General features: G+C 71.5%; 16 protein-coding genes. 10 read left to right on the top strand and 6 right to left on the bottom strand.

What is annotated here, in order from left to right:
* Positions 1 to 375: 375 nt before the first annotated feature.
* From ACP7BP_RS01795 to ACP7BP_RS01780, 4 genes are read left to right on the top strand one after another with little or no spacing between them, the layout of a single operon-like run.
* The gene (locus tag ACP7BP_RS01795) at positions 376 to 1,647 is read left to right on the top strand and encodes an MFS transporter (protein ID WP_426241912.1); all 1,272 of its coding nucleotides are present in this window, start codon (positions 376 to 378) and stop codon (positions 1,645 to 1,647) included.
* A gap of 26 nt (positions 1,648 to 1,673) precedes the next feature.
* Positions 1,674 to 2,819 carry an acyl-CoA dehydrogenase family protein gene (locus ACP7BP_RS01790; protein ID WP_426241910.1) on the top strand — a complete coding sequence of 382 codons (1,146 nt, stop codon included), beginning with the start codon at positions 1,674 to 1,676 and terminating at the stop codon, positions 2,817 to 2,819.
* Positions 2,819 to 4,357, top strand: a complete 1,539-nt coding sequence (locus ACP7BP_RS01785; protein WP_426241908.1) for a class I adenylate-forming enzyme family protein — start codon at positions 2,819 to 2,821, stop codon at positions 4,355 to 4,357. The genes ACP7BP_RS01790 and ACP7BP_RS01785 overlap by 1 nt, the downstream gene beginning before the upstream one ends.
* Positions 4,344 to 5,114, top strand: a complete 771-nt coding sequence (locus ACP7BP_RS01780; protein ID WP_426241906.1) for an enoyl-CoA hydratase-related protein — start codon at positions 4,344 to 4,346, stop codon at positions 5,112 to 5,114. Before ACP7BP_RS01785 ends, ACP7BP_RS01780 begins: the two co-directional genes overlap by 14 nt.
* Before the next feature lie 7 nt (positions 5,115 to 5,121).
* Here ACP7BP_RS01780 and ACP7BP_RS01775 read toward each other — a convergent pair whose 3' ends face one another.
* A complete protein-coding gene (locus ACP7BP_RS01775) occupies positions 5,122 to 6,336 on the bottom strand; it encodes a TetR family transcriptional regulator (RefSeq protein ID WP_426241904.1) in 1,215 nt (404 codons plus the stop codon).
* Positions 6,337 to 6,457: 121 nt separating this feature from the next.
* On the opposite strand from ACP7BP_RS01775, the gene ACP7BP_RS01770 reads away from it, so the two are divergent.
* Positions 6,458 to 7,273, top strand: coding sequence for an acyl-CoA thioester hydrolase/BAAT C-terminal domain-containing protein (locus ACP7BP_RS01770; RefSeq protein WP_426241902.1), 816 nt, complete (start codon positions 6,458 to 6,460; stop codon positions 7,271 to 7,273).
* Between the two features lie 21 nt (positions 7,274 to 7,294).
* On the opposite strand, the gene ACP7BP_RS01765 is transcribed toward ACP7BP_RS01770, so the two are convergent.
* Entirely contained in the window at positions 7,295 to 8,752 is a 1,458-nt protein-coding gene (locus tag ACP7BP_RS01765) for a virginiamycin B lyase family protein (RefSeq protein WP_426241900.1), read from the bottom strand.
* A gap of 272 nt (positions 8,753 to 9,024) precedes the next feature.
* On the opposite strand from ACP7BP_RS01765, the gene ACP7BP_RS01760 reads away from it, so the two are divergent.
* The gene (locus ACP7BP_RS01760; RefSeq protein WP_426241898.1) at positions 9,025 to 10,305 is read left to right on the top strand and encodes an HNH endonuclease; all 1,281 of its coding nucleotides are present in this window, start codon (positions 9,025 to 9,027) and stop codon (positions 10,303 to 10,305) included.
* 61 nt (positions 10,306 to 10,366) lie between these two features.
* Here ACP7BP_RS01760 and ACP7BP_RS01755 read toward each other — a convergent pair whose 3' ends face one another.
* Genes ACP7BP_RS01755 through ACP7BP_RS01745 form a run of 3 tightly spaced genes read right to left on the bottom strand, consistent with a single transcriptional unit; the run spans position 10,367 to position 12,458 of the window.
* On the bottom strand, positions 10,367 to 10,921 hold the full coding sequence (locus ACP7BP_RS01755) for a chloramphenicol phosphotransferase CPT family protein (protein ID WP_426241896.1): 555 nt from the start codon (positions 10,919 to 10,921) through the stop codon (positions 10,367 to 10,369).
* Between the two features lie 11 nt (positions 10,922 to 10,932).
* Positions 10,933 to 11,877, bottom strand: a complete 945-nt coding sequence (locus ACP7BP_RS01750) for a hypothetical protein (protein WP_426241894.1) — start codon at positions 11,875 to 11,877, stop codon at positions 10,933 to 10,935.
* Between the two features lie 53 nt (positions 11,878 to 11,930).
* On the bottom strand, positions 11,931 to 12,458 hold the full coding sequence (locus tag ACP7BP_RS01745; protein WP_426241892.1) for a hypothetical protein: 528 nt from the start codon (positions 12,456 to 12,458) through the stop codon (positions 11,931 to 11,933).
* Positions 12,459 to 12,664: 206 nt separating this feature from the next.
* On the opposite strand from ACP7BP_RS01745, the gene ACP7BP_RS01740 reads away from it, so the two are divergent.
* From ACP7BP_RS01740 to ACP7BP_RS01725, 4 genes are all read left to right on the top strand, one after another.
* The gene (locus ACP7BP_RS01740; RefSeq protein ID WP_426241890.1) at positions 12,665 to 12,862 is read left to right on the top strand and encodes a hypothetical protein; all 198 of its coding nucleotides are present in this window, start codon (positions 12,665 to 12,667) and stop codon (positions 12,860 to 12,862) included.
* A 109-nt stretch (positions 12,863 to 12,971) separates the two neighbouring features.
* Positions 12,972 to 16,541, top strand: a complete 3,570-nt coding sequence (mfd, locus tag ACP7BP_RS01735) for a transcription-repair coupling factor (RefSeq protein WP_426241889.1) — start codon at positions 12,972 to 12,974, stop codon at positions 16,539 to 16,541.
* Positions 16,538 to 17,227, top strand: a complete 690-nt coding sequence (locus ACP7BP_RS01730; RefSeq protein ID WP_426241887.1) for a hypothetical protein — start codon at positions 16,538 to 16,540, stop codon at positions 17,225 to 17,227. Before mfd ends, ACP7BP_RS01730 begins: the two co-directional genes overlap by 4 nt.
* 22 nt (positions 17,228 to 17,249) lie before the next feature.
* Positions 17,250 to 17,846: a MazG family protein gene (locus ACP7BP_RS01725; protein ID WP_426241886.1), complete on the top strand. Its 597-nt coding sequence runs from the start codon at positions 17,250 to 17,252 to the stop codon at positions 17,844 to 17,846.
* Positions 17,847 to 17,863: 17 nt separating this feature from the next.
* Here the strand turns inward: ACP7BP_RS01725 and ACP7BP_RS01720 are convergent, their stop codons facing one another.
* A complete protein-coding gene (locus ACP7BP_RS01720; protein ID WP_426241884.1) occupies positions 17,864 to 19,111 on the bottom strand; it encodes an APC family permease in 1,248 nt (415 codons plus the stop codon).
* Between the last annotated feature and the right edge of the window lie 37 nt (positions 19,112 to 19,148).

The following is a 19,148-nucleotide window of genomic DNA, read 5'->3' as shown; positions in this document are numbered from 1 at the left end:
GGGCGACCCCGAGAGGGCGCCCCGTGCAGACGTCGTGCACCTGCGGCTGACGCCGCGGGCGGTCGCGGCGATCGCGGCCGGTAGGAGCGTGACAGGGCTGCGGGCCGCAGCGCACGTGTCTGGCTTGAACTGGCCACGTGGCGAATTCATGTCACGCCACGACTGAGGGACAGGTTCCGCCTCGGCGGGCCCCGACCCGCGCGGCGGCGAGCGGCCTCCGCAGCGAGCGAGAACCTGATCGACGATCCCCGCATTACATCCGGCAGCCGGGCATGCCGGCGGCGGTTGTCTCACCGTTTGCACAATGCGGCAGAACTGTTGACGCCAGCCTAACCACCATTTACTTTTGGCGGCGTCAGCCCATCGAGAGAGCCGGTGTCCGAAGTGGTACAAGGTCAGGTAGTTGAGCCGTCGGAGGCGACGTACACGTCTGCCGAGCGACGGAAGGTCATCGCCGCGAGCGGCCTCGGCTGGGGGCTCGAGTTCTTCGACCTCACCCTCGTCGCGCTGCTCGCCAAGCAGATCAGTGACGACTTCGACATCAGCCTCGCTCAGCTGGGCAGCGTCTTCACCGCCCAGCTGATCGCCACGGCGCTCGGTGGCGTGGTCTTCGGCCGGCTCGCGGACCTCTACGGCCGCAAGCGCGTCCTGACCTGGACCATCTGGGTGTTCGGGCTGGCCACCGCCGCCTGTGCGCTCGCGCCCAACCTCGCTGTGTTCCTCGTGCTCAGGGTGATCACCGGCCTCGGCGTCGGCGGTGAGTGGGCCGTCGGGTTCGCCCTTCTCAACGAGGCGTGGAGCCCGAAGCGCCGCGGGCTCGCGGGCGGAGCCGTCCAGGCGGCGATCTGGCCGGCGTACGCCGTCGCGATCTTCGTGACCGGAGCCGTGTCGGACTGGCGCCATGCCTTCGCCATCGGCATCTTCCCCGTCCTGGCCGCCATCTGGGTGCGCCAGTCGTGCCCGGAGTCCAAGCAGTGGCTGGCCCTCCAGCGCGGAGAGGGGTCGGCTCGACAGCTCAGCGAGAGGCAGAAGTCGAGCCCGCTGGCGGAGCTCTTCAGCGGAGACAACCTCAAGACCCTGCTGGTCGGCACCATCGTGGTCTTCGGTGCGCAGTACTCCTACTACGTCTACTCCTCGTGGATGCCGACGTACCTCAAGGGGGACCTCGGCATCGCGCCCGACACCGCGCAGACGGTGCTCTACGTCAGTGCCGCCATCGCCCTGGTCTCCTACGTCAGCGCCGGTGCACTGAGCGACTCGTTCGGAAGGCGGCGGAGCCTCCTGCTCTTCGCGACGATCCAGCTCGCCGCGTTCATCGTCTTCGCCGCCCTGAACGCGCTCGACGGCGCCACCCCGTTGATCATCGCGTCGTACTTCGTGATCTCGTTCGGCCTCGGCTACTTCGCGATCTTCGGGGCGTGGTTCGGCGAGCTGTTCGCGACCCCGATCCGGGCGACGGGCTCGAGCTTCTGCTACTCGGTCGGCCGCGGGTTCGCGAGCTTCGGGCCGTTCATCGTCGGCTACCTGGCAGCCGACTACGGCCTCGGCGGCGGGATCAGCACGGGCCTGCTGGCGGTGCTCGTGATGATGGGCTTCGCCTGCCTCCTGACCGACCGTCGAGGTCGCCTCATCACCGCCGCCGAATGAACCGTGACCTCACCACAGGGAGCAGCATGAACTTCTGGCGTCATCTGGTCGACCCCGCCATCGCACAGCCCGCACGGGACTTCGCCCTCGAGAAGGTCGTCCCGGTGGCGACCCAGATCGACGCGGACGACGTGTACCCGGTCGACCTGGTCAGCCAGACCGCCGCCCGGGGCTGGAACGCGATGACGCTGCCGGAGAGGTACGGCGGCGGCGGGGCTCCGATCGAGCACGCGCTCGCGGTCTTCGAGGAGCTCGCCGTCGGCTCCGCCAGTCTCGGCATCTCCCTGATCACGATCTTCCAGAGCCAGAAGATCATCGAGCTCTACGGCCAGGAGTCGCTCAAGGAGCGGTGGCTGCCGAGGTACGCCGAGGGGCTGCGGGCGTCGTACGCGCTCACCGAGGGCGCCCACGGCAGCGACATCCGCTCCCTGGACACCAAGGCCAACCGGACCGACAACGGGTGGGTCATCAACGGTGAGAAGGCCTTCATCACCTCCGGCTCGGCCGCCCAGTTCTTCGTCGTCCTCGCTGAGACGCCGGTCGGGGTGTCCACGTTCGCGGTCCCCAGGGACACCGAGGGGGTCTCGACCCATGAGACCGGCGACGCCGAGACCTTCGGGCTGCGCAACGGTCCGCACGTGAACCTGGTCCTCGAGGACGTCGAGGTGCCCGAGGACGCCCTGATCGGCGAGGAGGGCCGGGGGCTGAAGCAAGCACTCGTCACGCTGTCGAACTCCCGCACGCTGGCCGCTGGGATCTCGCTGGGGATCGCGCGGGCGGCCTTCGACGGCGCCTTCGACCACGCGTCCGGGCGCGGGGCCTTCGGGGGCAAGATCATCGACTTCCAGGGCATCCAGTGGTACTTCGCCGAGCATGCGGCCGAGCTCGACGCGGCCCGTCTGGTGACCTACCAGGCGGCCCAGGATCTCGACGCCGGCCGCGAGTACCAGCGGTCCTCGTCGGCGGCGAAGCTGCTCTCCGCGGCCCTGGCCACCCGGACGGCGTCGATGGCGGTGCAGGTGTGCGGCGCCCGCGGGACCATGGAGTCGGCGCCCTTCGGGCGCTACTTCCGCGACGCCAAGGCCTACGAGGTGGCCGGCGGCTCAAGTGAGATCCTGAAGAACACCATCGCGAAGGCACTGATCAAGACCCGCGCGAACGAGGAGGGTTGATGCTCGCCGAGCGCCTTCGAGAGCAGGCCGCAGCGCAAGGGGATCGATCGTTCCTGCTCTTCGAGGACACCACGATCTCGTGGCGGACGGTCGAGGACGTCGTCGCCCGGACGGCGGCTCTGCTGCGCGCACGCGGCGTCGGCCGGGGGGACCGGGTGCTCCTCGCCGCGGAGAACAGCCCGACGTTCCTGTACCTGTGGTTCGCCCTGAGGTGGCTGGGCGCCACCTGCGTGCCGCTGCACACGGCGGCCACGACGACCGCGATCACCCGGATGGTCGACGACGCAGGCCTGTCGCACGTCGTCGGCGACGCAGCCCTGCTCGATCGGGTCCTGAAGGCCGCTCCTCGACTCGCGGACCGGGCGGTGATGTTCGGCGACCACGAGGAGCTGGAGCGGGCCGCGCGGGCCTGCGAGCCGGTCGAACCGGCTCGGACGAGCCGCTACGACGAGTGCAACATCCTCTACACGTCGGGTACGACCGGGCCTCCGAAGGGCGTCGTACTCTCCAACGAGTCGATGCTCGCCGGCGGCCGGGAGCTCGTGGCCGCGCTCGAGATCACCCGCGACGACCGCATCCTCCTGGCGCTGCCGCTCTTCCACACGAACCCGCAGGTCTACGGCATCATGTCGGCGCTCGACTCCGGCTGCTCCATCGCACTGCTGCGCGAGTTCGTCCCGCGGGAGTTCCTCGCCGAGGCGGTGAGGTACGACGCGACGGGCTTCACCTACGTCGGCACCGTGCTGTCCCTGCTGACCGCGAAGACCGAGGTCGTCCCGGACCACTCGCTGCGCTTCTGTGTCGGCGGCGGAGCCCCCGAACGCCTCTGGCGCGAGGTCGAGGAGCGGCTCCACGTCCCCGTGCACGAGCTGTACGGAATGACCGAGACCGGCGGCTGGGTGACCGCGACCAGGACCCGGGACCGGCGACCGGGCACGTGTGGCATGGTCCGGCCGGACATGGAGTGCGTGATCCTCGACTCCGACGACGTGATCCTGCCGGCCGGCGAGATGGGGCAGATCGCCGTCCGCCCCTCGTCGCCCGGCGTGCTCTTCGACGGCTACCACGGCCGGCCGGACCTGACGATGGCGCGCTACACGAACGCGTGGTTCCACACCGGGGACCTCGGCCGCTTCGACGAGGACGGCTTCCTCTACTTCCACGGCAGGGCTGACGACATCATCAGGCGCGCGGGTGAGAACATCTCCCCGACCGGCATCGAGTTCGAGCTGAGTCGCCACCCGGGCATCGCCGAGGTGGCGGTCGTCGGCGTGGACGACGAGACCATGGGCCAGGAGGTGAAGGTGGTCATCGTCCCGCATGCCGGGTTCGAGGTGGGCACGCTGCTCTCCTTCCTGGAGGACCGGCTTCCACGATTCGCCTGGCCCCGGTACGTCGAGCTGCGCACCGAGCTCCCCAAGACGCCCACCCAGAAGATCCGTGTGGGGGAGCTGCGGGGAGTGGGCGACGACGTCGTCGACCTCCGCGAGCTACGCCCCACCACCGAGCAGAAGGCGAACGCCTGTGAGCTGGATTGACCTCGACGTCGCTGACGGACTCGCGACGATCACCCTGCAGAACGAACGCCGTCGCAACGCCATCAACGTGCACCTCGCGGACGAGCTCGTGCGGGCCTGTGCGGAGGTCGACTCAGACCGGGCGATCGGTGCCGTCGTCCTGCGTGGCGCCGGTGGCTTCTTCTGCTCGGGTGGGGATCGGGACGAGCTCGCCGAGATCTGCGGCGACCCCACGAGCCCCGAGCACATCGACATGACCTCCCGGATCTACGCGGCGTTCCTCCGGGTGGGCGAGCTCGCACCGCCCACCATCGCGGCCGTGCGCGGCGGTGCTCTCGGCGCGGGGATCAACCTCGCGCTGGCGACAGACGTCCGCGTCGTGGCGCGGGATGCGGTGGTGGCGTCCGGGTTCACCCGGCTCGGGGTGCACCCGGGCGGTGGTCACTACGGCCTGCTCAGCCAGGCCATGGGCGTCGAGGGGGCGGCTGCGCTCGGGCTGCTCGGGCACAGCGTCACCGGCGCGCGTGCGGTCGAGCTGGGCTTCGCGCTGGAGGCGTGTGCCGACGCCGACGTCGAGGGCCGGGCGGTCGAGCTGGCACGGTACGCCGCCGCCGACCCCGACCTCGCTCGTGCTGCCAAGGCCAGCTTCGTCACCGAGACGGGACCGCCCGCGCTGCCGTGGAAGGCAGCGGTGCAGGTGGAGCGCGCGCCCCAGATGTGGTCCTTCGCCCGCAAGGGCAAGGCCGGCTGGGAGCGTCCGGAGGCACCGACCGCCTGACTCGGAGTCAGGAGTCGAGCAGCGCCGCGAGCATCAGGCCCTCGGTCGTCTCGGCGAGCCGCGGCATGTTCTCGTACCGGTGCGACCGGGCGATCGCGAACACCATCTCCAACGTGGCGAGGGCCGTGATCTGAGCCATCCGTGCCGGAACGTCCGGCCGGGCCTCGCGCAGCAGCGTCGTCCAGGTGCGGGTCCGCATCTGGCGACGCTTCTGCAGGGCCCGCAGCTGAGGTCCGGGCAGGTGCTGCAGCTCCGCGGCGTACACGGCGATGAGGTCGCGGTTCTGCAGGGCCAGCTGGACGTAGCGGTCGGCGAGCGACTCGATGACCTCGATGGGGGTCGAGGGCGTCATGGTGTCGGTGTCGAGAGCGACGTCGAGCCGGTCGGCCATCCGCAGCAGAAGCTCGAAGAGCAGGTCGGTCTTGCTGTCGAAGTAGCCGTAGACCGAGGGCCCGCGCATGCCCGCCGCCTCGCCGATCTCGTCGATTCCGACGCGGTGGTAGCCCCGGCTGCGAAACAGCGTAGCCCCGCACTCCAGGAGCTCTTCGCGGCGAGCCTGGGCGACCGTGGTGGGCCCGGTGGTGTCGTGCTCGAGCGGGGCCGCGGCACCGTGCCGGATCCGAGGATCGTCGAGGGGCGCGAACAGGACCGCGGTGAGCAGCGACCTGAAGTGCGCCATGACGCGTTCGCGGCTGACCCCCGACGGGATGATCGCGACGCTGTTGAGGATCCCGAGCGCGGCGCGGATGCGGAACTCGGCCGTCGTCCGCGCCAGGTCCGGACGAAGCCTGGTCAGGCTGTCGGCCCACACCTCCACCGTGCGGCCGCGCAGCGCCACGAGCTCGTCGCGCGCCTCCTTGGGCAGATGGCGCGACTCGCGGTGCCACAGGGCGACCACGGCAGGACGGTCGATGGCGACCGAGACCACCGCAGCGATCAGTCGGTCGATCGCATCGGCCGCATCGGCGGCTCCGTCCGTGGCCACGAGGGCGCTGGCGTACCACGCCATCACCATGTCGCGGATCGGTGCACTGAGCAGGTACTGCTTGTCCGGCACGTGCTTGTAGACCGCACCGGCGGTCACCCCGACCGCGGCCGCCACCTCGGCGACCGTGACGCCGTCGTACCCGCGCTCCCAGAACAGCTCGGTGGCCCGCGAGATGATGAGCGCCCGGCGGTCCTTGGGCCGCGACGAGTCGACGCGCCCGATATCAGTGGTCACCGGCGTCGCCTCGCGCCGAGGATGCCCACCCGTGTCACAGCCACGGCTCCCACACTATTCTGCCGACGCCAGGATCGCCGGAGACATGGGCGCGATCGCAGTCCCGCCTAGGATCTCGGCCATGCCGTTCGCCGACCCGCTGTGGCGTGTCCTCCGTCCCGAGGTGCCCTGCGGCACCGGGGTCCTGGTGCTCGCGGGCTCGAGCGGCCGGGTGGACGTCGAGCGAGCAGAGCTGCTTCGCCGGCACGGAGCCCTCGCCCTGGCGATCCGCTGGTTCGGCGGACCCGGGCAGCAGCCCGGCCCGTTCGAGGTTCCGCTGGAGCTCTTCACCGACGCGTTGGACCACCTCGCCGCCGAGACGGACCGGCTGGCGATCGTGGGGACGTCGTTCGGGGCCGAGGCGGCGCTCCTGACCGCCGCACGAGACCACCGGGTCCGGGCCACCGTCGCCTTCGCACCGTCGCCTGTCGTGTGGGCGGGGTACGACGGCGGTCGCTGGACGTCGCACTGGACGCGCGACGGATCCCCGGTGCCCTGGATGCCGTTCGTCGAGGGGTGGACGCCGAGGGACGATCCGCCGGCGTACCGCGATCTCTATGCCAGGAGCCTCGCCGCAGACGAGCGTGCGGCCGAGGTGGCAGCGATCCCCGTCGAGCGCATCGAGGGGGAGGTCCTGCTGGTGGCTGGAGGCGACGACCAGGTGTGGCCTGCGCAGGACTTCGCCGAGCAGATCGCCGCCCGGCGCACGTCGTACCGCCTCACGACCACCGTCGTCACCCATCCCGATGCGGGGCACCGCACCCTCCTGCCGGGGGAGGCGGCGAGCGGTGTGACCGACGCCCGGTTGCGACGGGGCGGGACGCCAGAGGCTGACGCGGCGCTGGGAGCGCTGGCCTGGCCGCACGTCGTCGCCGCGCTCGGCCTGGCCGGTCCCTGACGATCCCTGACAGGTACGGCCTCAGCGGCGAACCGTCAGCGTGCGTGAGGCAGACGGCTTGGTGGCGCCGACGGCCGTGAGCTCGGCGCGCACCTTGGTGCGGCCGCGGACCAGCGCCCTGCCTGTCTTGGTCAGCTTCACCTTGACCGTGGACGACGTACCGGCCGGGACCTTGTAGCCCACCTGCCTGACGACCGCTCTGGTCGCCTTCTTCCCCTTCTTGGCGCCAGGCTTGCGCACCTTCTTCGCGGTCTCCACCGAGAGGCGACCTGCGCAGCCCGCCGTCATCGTGGCCGGGCAGGCGATGGGCACGCGGAAGGCGTTCCTCTTCACCGCGAGCGGCTTCTTGATCTTCGTGAGCGTGCCGGCCGCTCCGCCGTCGGCAGTCCCGGGCGGCGGTGGGACCGCCGTGTTCGGTGGGGTCATCGTGACGCCGCCGCCCAGATCGACCGTGTTCGTCTGGAGCTGGTCGGTGGTCACGCGCACGATCGAGTTGGTCACGTTGTCGGTGAACCACACCGCACCGTCGGGCCCGAACGTCAGCGACGTGGGCTGGTAGTTCCCCACCTTGCTGATGACGCCGACCCCGCCGGCGGAGATGTGGCCGATGCCGGGCTCCGCGCCGACGTTGGTGAACCACATGTTGTCGTCAGGCCCGCGCACGAGGTCCTCGGGCGCCGAGCGGCTGCCCGTGCTCCAGATGTGCGTCGCACCGGTGGCCTGGTCGAGGTAGCCGACGGAGCCGCTGTCGGCGCTGGTGAACCACGTGCCGCCGCTGTTGCGCGTGAACCAGATCGAGCCGACCGGCCCGGCCGTCAGTGCCCGCGGGTACGTCGCATCCTGCGGCAGTGGGTAGGTCACGCCGCCGGCGGCGTCGCCGTTCACGTGCACGATGGTGTCCTGCTCATCCGCCTCGCCACCCTGGCACCACATCGACCCGTCGGCGGCCTCGCCGAGGACGTCGTCGCAGGCCGGGGCGTTGAGTGGATCGATGAGCTGGCCGCTGGGCGTCACCTTGACGATGAAGGAGTCTCCGAAGTTCATGGTCACCCAGGCCGCTCCGTCGGGGCCGACGCGCACGTCACCGCCGTACGGGCAGGAGCTTGGGCAGCCGTCGTCGTAGGGGAAGACCCAGTTGTTGAGAACCGCGCCGTTGCTGGAGAGCCTTGTCAGGTTGCTGCCGTGCTCGGTGGTGACCCAGACCGTCCCGTCGGGGGAGACGTCCAGGTCGATTGCGGGGCCTTCGACGTCCGAGTCGGTGGGGGGTAGCGAGAACTCCTGGATCTGGCCTCCGGGCGTGATCCGACCGACCTTGTTGGCGTCCTCCATGAGGAACCACAGGTTGCCGTCGGGCGCGGTGACGATCCGGCCGAGCTCGGCGTTGCTAGTCGGCACCGGATAGACCGTGACAGCCGCCTGGGCCGGAGCCGTGGGCGCCACGGTGAGCAGCAGGCCGCCGACGAGCCCGAGAATGGACACGACACAGGCACGTACGCGCACGAAAGCTCCCCCGTTGGACGGATCCGAACGATGAGATCCAATCGGATGGTTCGCGCGCCGCGCAAGGGTCTGTCTGGCAGGTGTCGCTGGTCGAGGTGCGAGCACCGCGGTCGCTGGTTGAGGTGCGAGGAGGTCGCTGGTTGAGGTGCGAGGAGCCCTCGGCGACGAGCCTCGAAACCAAGACCCCCGAGTATGCACAGGCACCCGAATCGGGGCGCCGAAATGTCGGTGGTCCCTGGTTGGCTTCTCGTATGGCGATCACCACCAGCGAGCTCCCCGACACCGCATCCGCGGTGCTGGTGTTCGCACACTCCCGCCGCCAGGTGGCCGACCGGGCGGAGGCGGAGCTGCTGGTCGCAGCCTGTGAGTGGGCCGACCTGCACCCTCCCGAGTCGGTGTCGGATGCGGCCGCATTCACGATGCCGGGTGGGGGTGAGCACGAGGAGCCGGTCGCCGGCCCGGGCGCACCACTGGTCGCGGAGTTCTGCATTCCCGAGTTCGGTGCCGTCCTCGGCCTGTCCACCACCGCGGCGAAGCAGCTGATCGGCCAAGCCGTCGAGCTGCGGCACCGGCTGCCCAGGTTGTGGCGGCGGGTCCAGGCCGGTGACCTCCCGGCGTGGCGGGCCAGGCGGGTCGCGGAGACCACCATCCACGCCGGGTTGTCACCCCAGGCGGCGGCGTACGTCGACGCCCAGCTGGCCCCGTTCGCGCACCGCACCACGGTTTCGGCCGTCGACCGGTTGGTCGATGCGGCCATCGCCCGGTACGAACCCGCCCGCGCCGATCTGGAAGCGGCTCGCGCCGCGGATAGCCGGCACGTGACCATCGAGGACCAGCAGGTGTCGTTCGCGGGCACCATGCGGGTCACCGCCGAGCTCGACCTCGCCGACGCCCTCGACTTCGGTGCCGCCGTCACCCACGGCGCCGAGACCCTCAAGACACTCGGGTCCGAAGAGTCCCTGGACGCCCGGCGGGCCGCCGCGGTCGGAGAGCTCGCTCGGGCCCAGCTCGCTCTGCCGCTGGTTGAGGAGCCTGCGGTGCAACCGTCTCGAAACCAAGGCACCCCACCACCGGCCCGGCAGGTGGTCCTGCACGTGCACCTGACCGAGGACGACCCCGTCGCCCGCCTCGAGCCCGGCACCCTGACCACCCTCGACCAGGTCCGGCACTGGTGCACCCGCTCGCACACCCAGGTGGTGGTGAAACCCGTCCTCGACCTCCACCAGCCGATCGAGTGCGACGGCTACCAGCCCTCGGCCCGGCTCCGCGAGCAGGTGATCCTCCGCGACCGCACGTGCGTGTTCCCCTGGTGCACGAGACCCGCCCGAGCCTGTGACCTCGACCACATCGTCCCCTGGGAGACCGGCGGACCCACCGACACCACCAACCTCGCCGCCCTGTGCCGGCGACATCACCGCCTGAAGACTCATTCGGCCTGGACCTATCAACGCACCGGCCCCGCGGCGTACACCTGGACCAGCCCCCACGGCCACACCTACGACCGCGACCCCGCTGGCACCGAACCGGGTTGACCACCACGCCCCACACCCCGCCGAGCATGCTGTCGGCGGGGGATGAGTCGCGGTCTCACCCTCATCTGTGGCGCAGCCGCTCGAACGCCTTCGGGCTCGGCACGCTCGCCAGCGCGTGGACGATCGCTGCGGCACAGGCCTCGGCCGACTCATGGGTCGTGTCCACGGTGATGTCGAACGCTCCATGGTCGTAGACGGCCGTCTGAGACCTGGCCAAGCCAGCAGGGCGGTCGCCACGCTCTCGCTCGCGTCGGTCCAGCTCCTCTGGGGCGCAGCGGACCTCGATAAGAGTGACGTCGTACCCGTCGAGGACGTCGAGCAGGTCCTCGAGCCGCCAGGCCTCACTGAGCGGATAGTCCATGATGACGTCATTGCCGACGGCGGCCAGCCCTGCTACGGCGCGGTGGTAGCCCAGCCGCGTCCGGGTCAGCATGTCGGCGATGGCGGCCTCGTCGCTTGGCTCACCCTTCACCGTCGAACGCATGCCGCTGATCGAGTCCACCGGAACCAGGAACCACGGACCGGGAAGCAGCCGTTGAAGAGCCACTCCGACGGTGCTCTTGCCCGAGCTGGAGGGACCGTTCAAGAGGAGGACTCGGCCTCTACCCTGCGTCACTGAGCACCCACCTACTGAGGGTGCTTCTCGAGCCACTCATCCACCGGGATCGGCTTCCGGGCCGCATAGCCCTCGGGGAGCAGGATGCTGCCGCGGTCGGTGAGGTAGTAGACCTGCCAGTGGTAGTAGCCACGGAAGGCGGTCGGGCGTCGCTTCATCACCTCGGCGAGCAGGGTCACGCCTCGCACGTACGACGTGGAGTTGTTGTAGCGGTACAACGCCCCCGGCCGGCCTCCGGGCCGGTTGAAGCCGTGCGCGGCGAGGAACCGCCCGGCCGCCAGGATCGAGTCGTGCGCCGAGTGGATGTCTCCGCCGGCGCCGTACGCCGACCAGGTGCTGGGCAGGAACTGCATCGGGCCCTGGGCGCCCGCCGAGGACGTGCCCCGGATCCGGCCCAGCCCGGTCTCCACGAGGTTGATCGCGGCGAGGTACTCCCGGTCGACGCCGAAGCGTCGTTCCGCTTCGCCGTAGAAGGCACGCAGCCGGCGCATCGGCGCGGGTGGGACGATCCGCCACGCAGGCAGCTCGTCGCTCAGGTCGGCGCGGTCGGTCGGGTGCATCGAGCGGAACTCCCGACGGGACGCCACGTTGTCGCGCACCAGTCCCAGGAGCCGCCGCGGGACGAGGGAGCGGACCCGGGCGTCCCAGCGCGGGTGCGCGGCCAGCTCCCGGTAGGCGAGCTGTTGGAGGTGACCGGCACCGGCGAGTACGCCGGCCGGGGTGGTGGCCGAGGCGATCGCGTCCTCCGCAGCGACGATCTGGCGGGCGACCTCACGCGCCGACCGGGCAGGTGCGACGTCCGGCAGCTCGGCGGCCGTGGCAGGCGATGCCGGGGAGGTCGACGCGGAAGGTTCGGCGGCGGCGCTTGGTGGGTCGGCGGGAGCGGCGTCGCTGCACGCCTGCACCGTGAGCGCGGCGCAGAGCGCGGCCGCGGGCAGCAGTCGACGGGACCTCATTCGTCGAGGCTACGTCGCGGTGGGAGAGTGCAGCCCGGCTCGGCCTCCCGTCGCTACCGGGCGGGCATCGAGCGCAGGCGCTCTCGCGTCGCGGCCCAGCGAGCCCTGGTGGGCACAGGGTCGAACAGACGAAAGCCGACGCCGTGCGTCAGCTCCGCATACGGCGCCACGCTCGTGCGGCACGCGGAGACCTCGCAGTCGAAGACCTCGAGTTCGCTGTCGCCGACCTCGAGGCGACCGCGGTGACGCGCCTGGAGGGCGAGCGAGTAGAGGGTGCTGTGGGTGACCGCGGTCAGCGTCGCTCGCGGCCGCGCCTGGATGTTGCGCGCCGCGCTGCTGGCCGGCCATAGCCCGATCCGGAGGCCGTCTTCGGCCGTCATCACCACCTCACCGACACTGAGCAGTGCCAGGTGAGGCCAACTGTCCTCCCGGATGCTGAGCAGGCCCAACGTGAAGCCGTCGTTGTCGTCTTGGGCGAGCTCCTCGGCGAGGGGCTCGGGGACCTGGGGGCCGAGGTCTGCGCCACCTGGTGGCGGATCGGGCGGGCTCGGCGAGCCCGGGGCGGTCTCGGCGCTGTTCATCGACGTGAGCCTAGGTAACGGTGTAGGGACCACGCAATCACGGACCGCACGAACCGACCAGGCTGTGGGCCCGATGGCAGGACAGCGTCGAGCTGCCGCGACCCGTCGTCCATACGGGTGGTTCCGTATAGCCCGTTCGGGCCAGATTCGGACCACATCCGTGTCGAACACGTCAGCCGGCCCCCTCGGCAGCCGAACATGGAGACATGTGGGAAACGGCCGAGACCAGCACCGAGACCAGGACCGAGGCGGCGAGCGCAGCTCGTCACCTGTCGCACGACCGTCCCTGCTCGGCGTGCGGCCACGCGATGCACTTCTACCTGCCCTGCTCCGACTCGTGCGCCTGCACCCCGCAGCTGGCACCCGGACTGCCCTCGACGCGGTCCACGCTCGTCACGGTCTGACCCGCAGCGCCGGGTAGGACCGCTCGACGCGCCTCCGTAGACTGGAGCCTCACCCCCTGCCGCTCGTGGCCGGGGGCTGTCGTGTTGTCGTCCAGTCGAGAGTGAGCCCGTGAGCCCGAGCCCCGCCCTGGAGGCGCTGGTCCCTGCCGTGCTCGCCGACCCCGCCCTGGCCGAGTCCGTCACCGACGCCCGCGAGGGCAGCGTCTCCGCCCTCGACCTGACGGGTCCCTCCGCGCTGCGCTCGTTCGTCGTCCGGGGCCTCGTCGACACCGGCCGGCTGGTGCTGGTCGTGACCGCGACCACCCGAGAGGCCGAGGACCTGGTCGTCGAGCTCGGCGACCTGGTCGACCCCGCGACGATCGGCCACTACCCGAGCTGGGAGACCCTGCCGCACGAGCGCCTCAGCCCGCGCAGTGACACCGTCGGTCGCCGCCTGGCCGTCCTCCGCCGCTTGAAGCACCCTGGCAGCGACCCATCCAACGGGCCGCTGCAGGTCGTCGTCGCGCCGGTGCGCTCCATCCTCCAGCCGCAGGTGAAGGGGCTGGCCGACCTGGTCCCGGTCGAGCTGGTGCCCGGACAGACGCTGCCGCTCGAGGAGGTCGTCCGCGGACTGGCCGACGCGGCGTACTCCCGGGTCGACCTGGTCGAGAAGCGCGGCGAGTTCGCGGTGCGCGGCGGCATCGTCGACGTCTTCGCGCCGACCGAGGAGCACCCGCTGCGCGTGGAGTTCTGGGGCGACGACGTCGAGGAGATCCGGGCGTTCTCGGTCGCCGACCAGCGCACCCTGGAGACCGTCGACCGGCTGTGGGCGCCGCCGTGCCGTGAGTTGCTGCTGACCGACGAGGTACGCCGACGAGCGGCCGAGCTGGGCCGCAGCCACCCGCAGCTGCTCGAGCTGACCGACAAGATGGCCGCCGGCATCGCCGTCGAGGGCATGGAGTCGCTCGCGCCCGTGCTCGTCGACGACATGGAGATGCTGGTCGACCTCCTGCCCGAGCAGACCCATGTGCTGGTGCTCGACCCGGAGCGGGTCCGCACCCGGGCCCACGACCTGGTCGCGACCAGCGAGGAGTTCCTGGGCGCCAGCTGGGCAGCGGCCGCGGGCGGCGGCACGGCTCCGATCGACCTGGGCGCCGCGTCGTACCACTCCATCGCCGACGTGCGTGAGCACGCCATCGGCCAGGGCAAGGCCTGGTGGTCGATGAGCCCGTTCGGGCTGGGCGACACCTCCGACCTGGCCGAGCTCGACGTCGACGTGCGGGTCGGCGCCGTGGAGTCGCGCACCATCGCAGCGCTGCCCGCCGAGGCCTACCGGGGCGACCTCGAGCGCGCCGTCGCCGACATCCGCGGATGGCTGGCCGACGGCTTCCGCGTCGTGGTCGTGCACCAGGGCCACGGTCCGGCCCAGCGCCTGGTCGAGGTGCTGGGGGAGCACGACATCGCGGCCCGGCTCGCCGAGGACGGTGACCACACGCCCGGCGTGGTCACCGTCGCGACCGGCTGCCTCGAGCACGGCTTCGTCGACGCCCGCACCGGCGTCGCCGTGGTCACCGGCGACGACCTGTCGGGCCAGCGGGCGTCCACGCGCGACATGCGCAAGATGCCGGCTCGCCGCAAGAAGCAGATCGACCCGCTGGAGCTGTCGGCCGGCGACTACGTCGTGCACGAGAAGCACGGCGTGGGCCGATTCGTGGAGATGCGGCAGCGCGAGATCCAGGGCGCGATCCGCGAGTACCTCGTCCTCGAGTACGGCGCCGCGAAGCGTGGTGCGCCGCCCGACCGGCTCTTCGTGCCCGCCGACACCCTCGACCAGGTCACCCGCTACGTCGGTGGTGAGGCGCCGAGCCTCGACCGCCTCGGTGGCGCCGACTGGGGCAAGCGCAAGGCACGCGCCCGCAAGGCGGTGCGGGAGATCGCGGCCGAGCTGATCAAGCTGTACGCCGCCCGGCAGGCCACCCAGGGCTACGCCTTCGGCCCCGACACCCCCTGGCAGCGCGAGCTCGAGGACGCCTTCCCGTTCCACGAGACCCCGGACCAGCTGACCACCGTCGACGAGGTGAAGGCCGACATGCGCCGCACCGTCCCGATGGACCGGCTGGTGTGCGGCGACGTCGGCTACGGCAAGACCGAGATCGCGGTGCGGGCGGCGTTCAAGGCCGTCCAGGACGGGAAGCAGGTCGCCGTCCTCGTGCCGACGACGCTGCTGGTGACCCAGCACTTCTCGACGTTCTCCGAGCGGATGAGCGGATTCCCCGTCGTACTCAAGGGCCTGAGCCGCTTCCAGACCGACAAGGAGGCGCGCGAGGTGATCGCCGGACTCGCCTCGGGCGAGGTCGACATCGTGATCGGCACCCACCGGCTGCTCAACCCGGACATCAAGATGAAGGACCTCGGGCTGATCGTGGTCGACGAGGAGCAGCGCTTCGGTGTCGAGCACAAGGAGCAGATGAAGCGGCTGCGCACCTCCGTCGACGTGCTCGCGATGAGCGCGACGCCGATCCCGCGGACCCTGGAGATGGCGGTGACCGGCATCCGCGAGATGTCGACCATCACCACGCCTCCCGAGGAGCGGCACCCGGTGCTCACCTACGTCGGCGCCTACGAGGACCGGCAGGTCGTCGCCGCGGTGCGGCGCGAGCTGCTGCGCGAGGGTCAGGTGTTCTACATCCACAACCGGGTGCAGAGCATCGAGAAGGCCGCGGCCAAGCTGCGTGAGCTGGTGCCGGAGGCGCGGGTCGCCACGGCGCACGGTCAGATGGGGGAGCACCAGCTCGAGCAGGTGATGCTCGACTTCTGGGAGAAGCGCTTCGACGTGCTGGTGTGCACGACCATCGTCGAGTCCGGTCTCGACGTCTCCAACGCCAACACCATGATCATCGAGCGCTCCGACACGCTCGGCCTCTCGCAGCTGCACCAGCTGCGCGGCCGGGTCGGCCGCTCCCGCGAGCGCGCCTACGCCTACTTCCTCTACCCGGCGGAGAAGCCGCTCACCGAGACCGCGCACGAGCGACTGGCGACGCTTGCCCAGCACTCCGACCTCGGCGGCGGCATGGCCATCGCGATGAAGGACCTGGAGATCCGCGGCGCCGGCAACCTGCTCGGCGGCGAGCAGTCGGGCCACATCGCCGACGTCGGCTTCGACCTCTACGTCCGGCTGGTCGGCGAGGCGGTCTCGCAGTTCCGCGGCGAGGAGGAGGACGAGGCCGGCGAGGTGCGCATCGAGCTGCCCGTCGACGCCCACCTGCCGCACGAGTACGTCTCCAGCGAGCGGCTGCGCCTTGAGATGTACAAGCGCCTGTCCGAGGCCCGCGGCGACGACGACGTCGACGCGATCCGCGAGGAGCTCGTCGACCGGTACGGCGAGCCGCCCGAGGTCGTCGAGACCCTGCTCCTGGTGTCGCGCTTCCGCGCCCGCGCCCGGCAGGCCGAGCTGTCCGAGATCGGCCTGGCCGGCAAGAACATGCGGTTCGCCCCGGTCGACCTGCCCGACTCCCGCGTCGTACGCCTCCAGCGGCTCTACCCGGGCAGCCGGGTGCTGGGCCAGCAGGGCGCCATGCTCGTGCCGCGCCCGGTCGGGGCGGCTACGGGCACCGGTCGGGCCCTGCTTGAATGGGCACGTGCGGTGATCGACACGATCCTCGACCCGCCCGAAGCAACCCCAGTCAAGGAGAAATCGTGAGCTCGTTCCGCCGCCACCTCGTCGCCGCCGTGGCAGCTGTCTCCGCAGGTGCCCTGCTCTCCGGCTGCACGGGCGGTGCCTCGCCCGGCGTGGCGGTCGACGTCGACGGGGACACGATCACCGTCGCCCAGGTCGACCGCGCCACCTCCGCGGTCTGCACGTCGGTCGAGCCCGACCTCCGCGGCTCCGAGACCACCGTGGCCCTGGGCAACGTGCGCCAGTTCGTGGTCAGCCTGCTCACCGCGTCGGCCCAGGCCCGCCAGCTCGCAGCGGAGTACGACGTCGAGCCCGGCGCCGCGTATGCCCGCCAGGTCGACCAGCTGCGCCTGACCGCGCAGGCCTTCCCCCAGGACGCCCGCCACGACTACGTCGAGGTGATGTCGACCGAGGCCCTGGTCAACGCCGTGGTCGACGCGATCGGGCGCGAGTCGCTCTCCCGCGACGGCGTCACCGACCCGAGCGTCGAGGAGGTCGCGCAGCGCGGCCAGGACCTCTTCGAGTCGTGGCCCGACCAGCACCCCGTCGACATCGACCCGCGCTACGGGCTCGAGGTCGTCGACGGGCAGGTCGTCCCGGCCGACACCAACCTCTCGGTCGCCGTGGGCGACACCGCGAAGGACGCGATGGCCACCGAGCCCGACCCGGTCTACGCCCGCACGCTGCCCACCGGCCAGCGCTGCAACTGACCGGTCCGGCTGGTCACGAGTCATGGCCGCCTCCGGCGAGTCGCTCGTCGAGTTCCTCGACGTGATGCGCCGGCTGCGCGCCGAGTGCGAGTGGAAGCGCTCCCAGACGCACCGGTCCCTGGCCCGCTACCTCCTCGAGGAGTCGCACGAGACGCTCGAGGCGATCGACAGCGGAGACCCCGACCATCTGCGCGAGGAGCTCGGCGACCTGCTGCTGCAGGTCTACTTCCACGCCGTCATCGCCGAGGAGTCGGGCGACTTCACCATCGACGACGTCGCCGCCGGCATCACCGAGAAGATGCGCCGGCGCAACCCCCACGTCTTCGGCACCGAGCGCGAGGGCGCCATGACGCCCGCCGAGGTCAACGAGCTGTGGGAGTCGGTCAAGGCGACCGAGAAGCAGCGCGACGCGGTCACCGACGGCATCCCGCCCGGGCTGCCGGCCCTGCTCTACGCCGACAAGGTGCTCGACCGGCTCGCGCGCGCAGGCGCCCCGGTGACGGTCGCCGCGTCCTCCGACCTCGGTGAGCGGTTGCTCGCCCTGGTGGCCGAGGCGCATGACGACGGGGTCGACCCCGAGCAGGCCCTGCGCGACGCCGTACGCCGCAGGTTGGGGTAGCCGGCGGAGCGGTCGGGCTACCCGGCCGTGCCCACCCGCACCAGCCGGCCCGCCAGGCCCACGAGCAGCACGACGACCCCGGCGACCACGGACCCGAGCGGCAGGGTCGCCACGAGCACGAGGCAGCCGACCAGGCCCACCACGTTGAGCGCCCGCGGCCAGCGCCGCTGCGACGCCGGCTGGCGGAAGGCGGCGGCGTTGGCGACGGCGTAGTAGACGAGCACCCCGCAGCTGGAGAAGCCGATCGCCCCGCGCAGGTCGAAGAAGGCCACGAGCACGACGATGGCGGCGCCGATGGCGACCTGGGCGTGGTCGGGCACCCGGTGGACGGGATGGACCGAGGCCAGCCACCTCGGCAGGTCGCGCTCGCGCGCCATCGCCAGGGTCGTCCGGCCGACGCCGGCCAGGAGGGCCAGCAGCGCGCCCAGGCTGGCGGCGGCCGCACCGACCCGGACCACGGGCACGGCCCACTCGGCTCCGGAGGCCGCCATCGCGTCGGCGATCGGCGTGGTCGTTGCGGGCAGGTCGGCGCCGAGCACGAGGAGCAGCGCGACGGCGACGGCGACGTAGACCGCCACCGCGACGCCGAGCGCGACCAGGATCGCCCGCCCGAGCGACTCGGGCCTGCGCACCTCCTCGGCCAGGGTGGCGATCCGGGCATAGCCGGCGAACGCGAAGAAGAGCAGCCCGGCCGCCTGGAGCACGCCCAGCGCGCCGCCGTCGGCGACCCAGGGGTCGGTCGCGCGCTCGCCGCCGCCGAACGCCACCACCAGGGCGACGGCGAGGGTGAGCAGCGTGGCGCCCAGCAGGATGCGAGCCACCAGGGCGGTGCGGGTGACGCCGCGCAGGTTCGCGACGGTGAGGACGACGACGGCCGCCACCGCCGCGGCGCGCTGGAGCCACGGCGTACCCGGGAAGGCGTAGGCCGCGAAGGTCATCGCCATCGCCGCGCACGACGCGGTCTTGCCGACCACGAAGCCCCAGCCGGCCAGGAAGCCCCACCAGGGCCCGAGCACCTCGCGCCCGTAGACGTACGTGCCGCCGGAGGTCGGGTAGGTCATCGCGAGCTGGGCAGAGGCGACGGCGTTGCACAGCGCCACGAACGCAGCCACCGCCAACCCGATGAGCAGGCCGGCGCCTGCTGCCTCGGCGGCGGGCGCGAAGGCCACGAACACCCCGGCGCCGACCATCGCGCAGAGTCCGACCACGACCGCGTCGCCGGTGCCGAGGCGGCGGGCCAGGGAGGGAGGGGGGCCGGAGGTCACCACCGCATTCTCGCCGGTCGCGACCTCCGGCCCGCGC

Source organism: Nocardioides sp. LHG3406-4 (assembly GCF_049897745.1).
Classification (GTDB): domain Bacteria; phylum Actinomycetota; class Actinomycetes; order Propionibacteriales; family Nocardioidaceae; genus Nocardioides.
This window is presented reverse-complemented; position numbering and strand designations above follow the sequence as displayed.

Bases quoted from the DNA above. Each gene is read 5' to 3' on its own strand.
- ACP7BP_RS01725 (WP_426241886.1), top strand. From the start codon at position 17,250: ATGGCCGCCTCCGGCGAGTCGCTCGTCGAGTTCCTCGACGTGATGCGC.
- ACP7BP_RS01740 (WP_426241890.1), top strand. From the start codon at position 12,665: ATGTGGGAAACGGCCGAGACCAGCACCGAGACCAGGACCGAGGCGGCG.
- ACP7BP_RS01790 (WP_426241910.1), top strand. From the start codon at position 1,674: ATGAACTTCTGGCGTCATCTGGTCGACCCCGCCATCGCACAGCCCGCA.
- ACP7BP_RS01745 (WP_426241892.1), bottom strand. From the start codon at position 12,458: ATGAACAGCGCCGAGACCGCCCCGGGCTCGCCGAGCCCGCCCGATCCG.
- ACP7BP_RS01760 (WP_426241898.1), top strand. From the start codon at position 9,025: ATGGCGATCACCACCAGCGAGCTCCCCGACACCGCATCCGCGGTGCTG.
- ACP7BP_RS01770 (WP_426241902.1), top strand. From the start codon at position 6,458: ATGCCGTTCGCCGACCCGCTGTGGCGTGTCCTCCGTCCCGAGGTGCCC.
- ACP7BP_RS01750 (WP_426241894.1), bottom strand. From the start codon at position 11,877: ATGAGGTCCCGTCGACTGCTGCCCGCGGCCGCGCTCTGCGCCGCGCTC.
- ACP7BP_RS01785 (WP_426241908.1), top strand. From the start codon at position 2,819: ATGCTCGCCGAGCGCCTTCGAGAGCAGGCCGCAGCGCAAGGGGATCGA.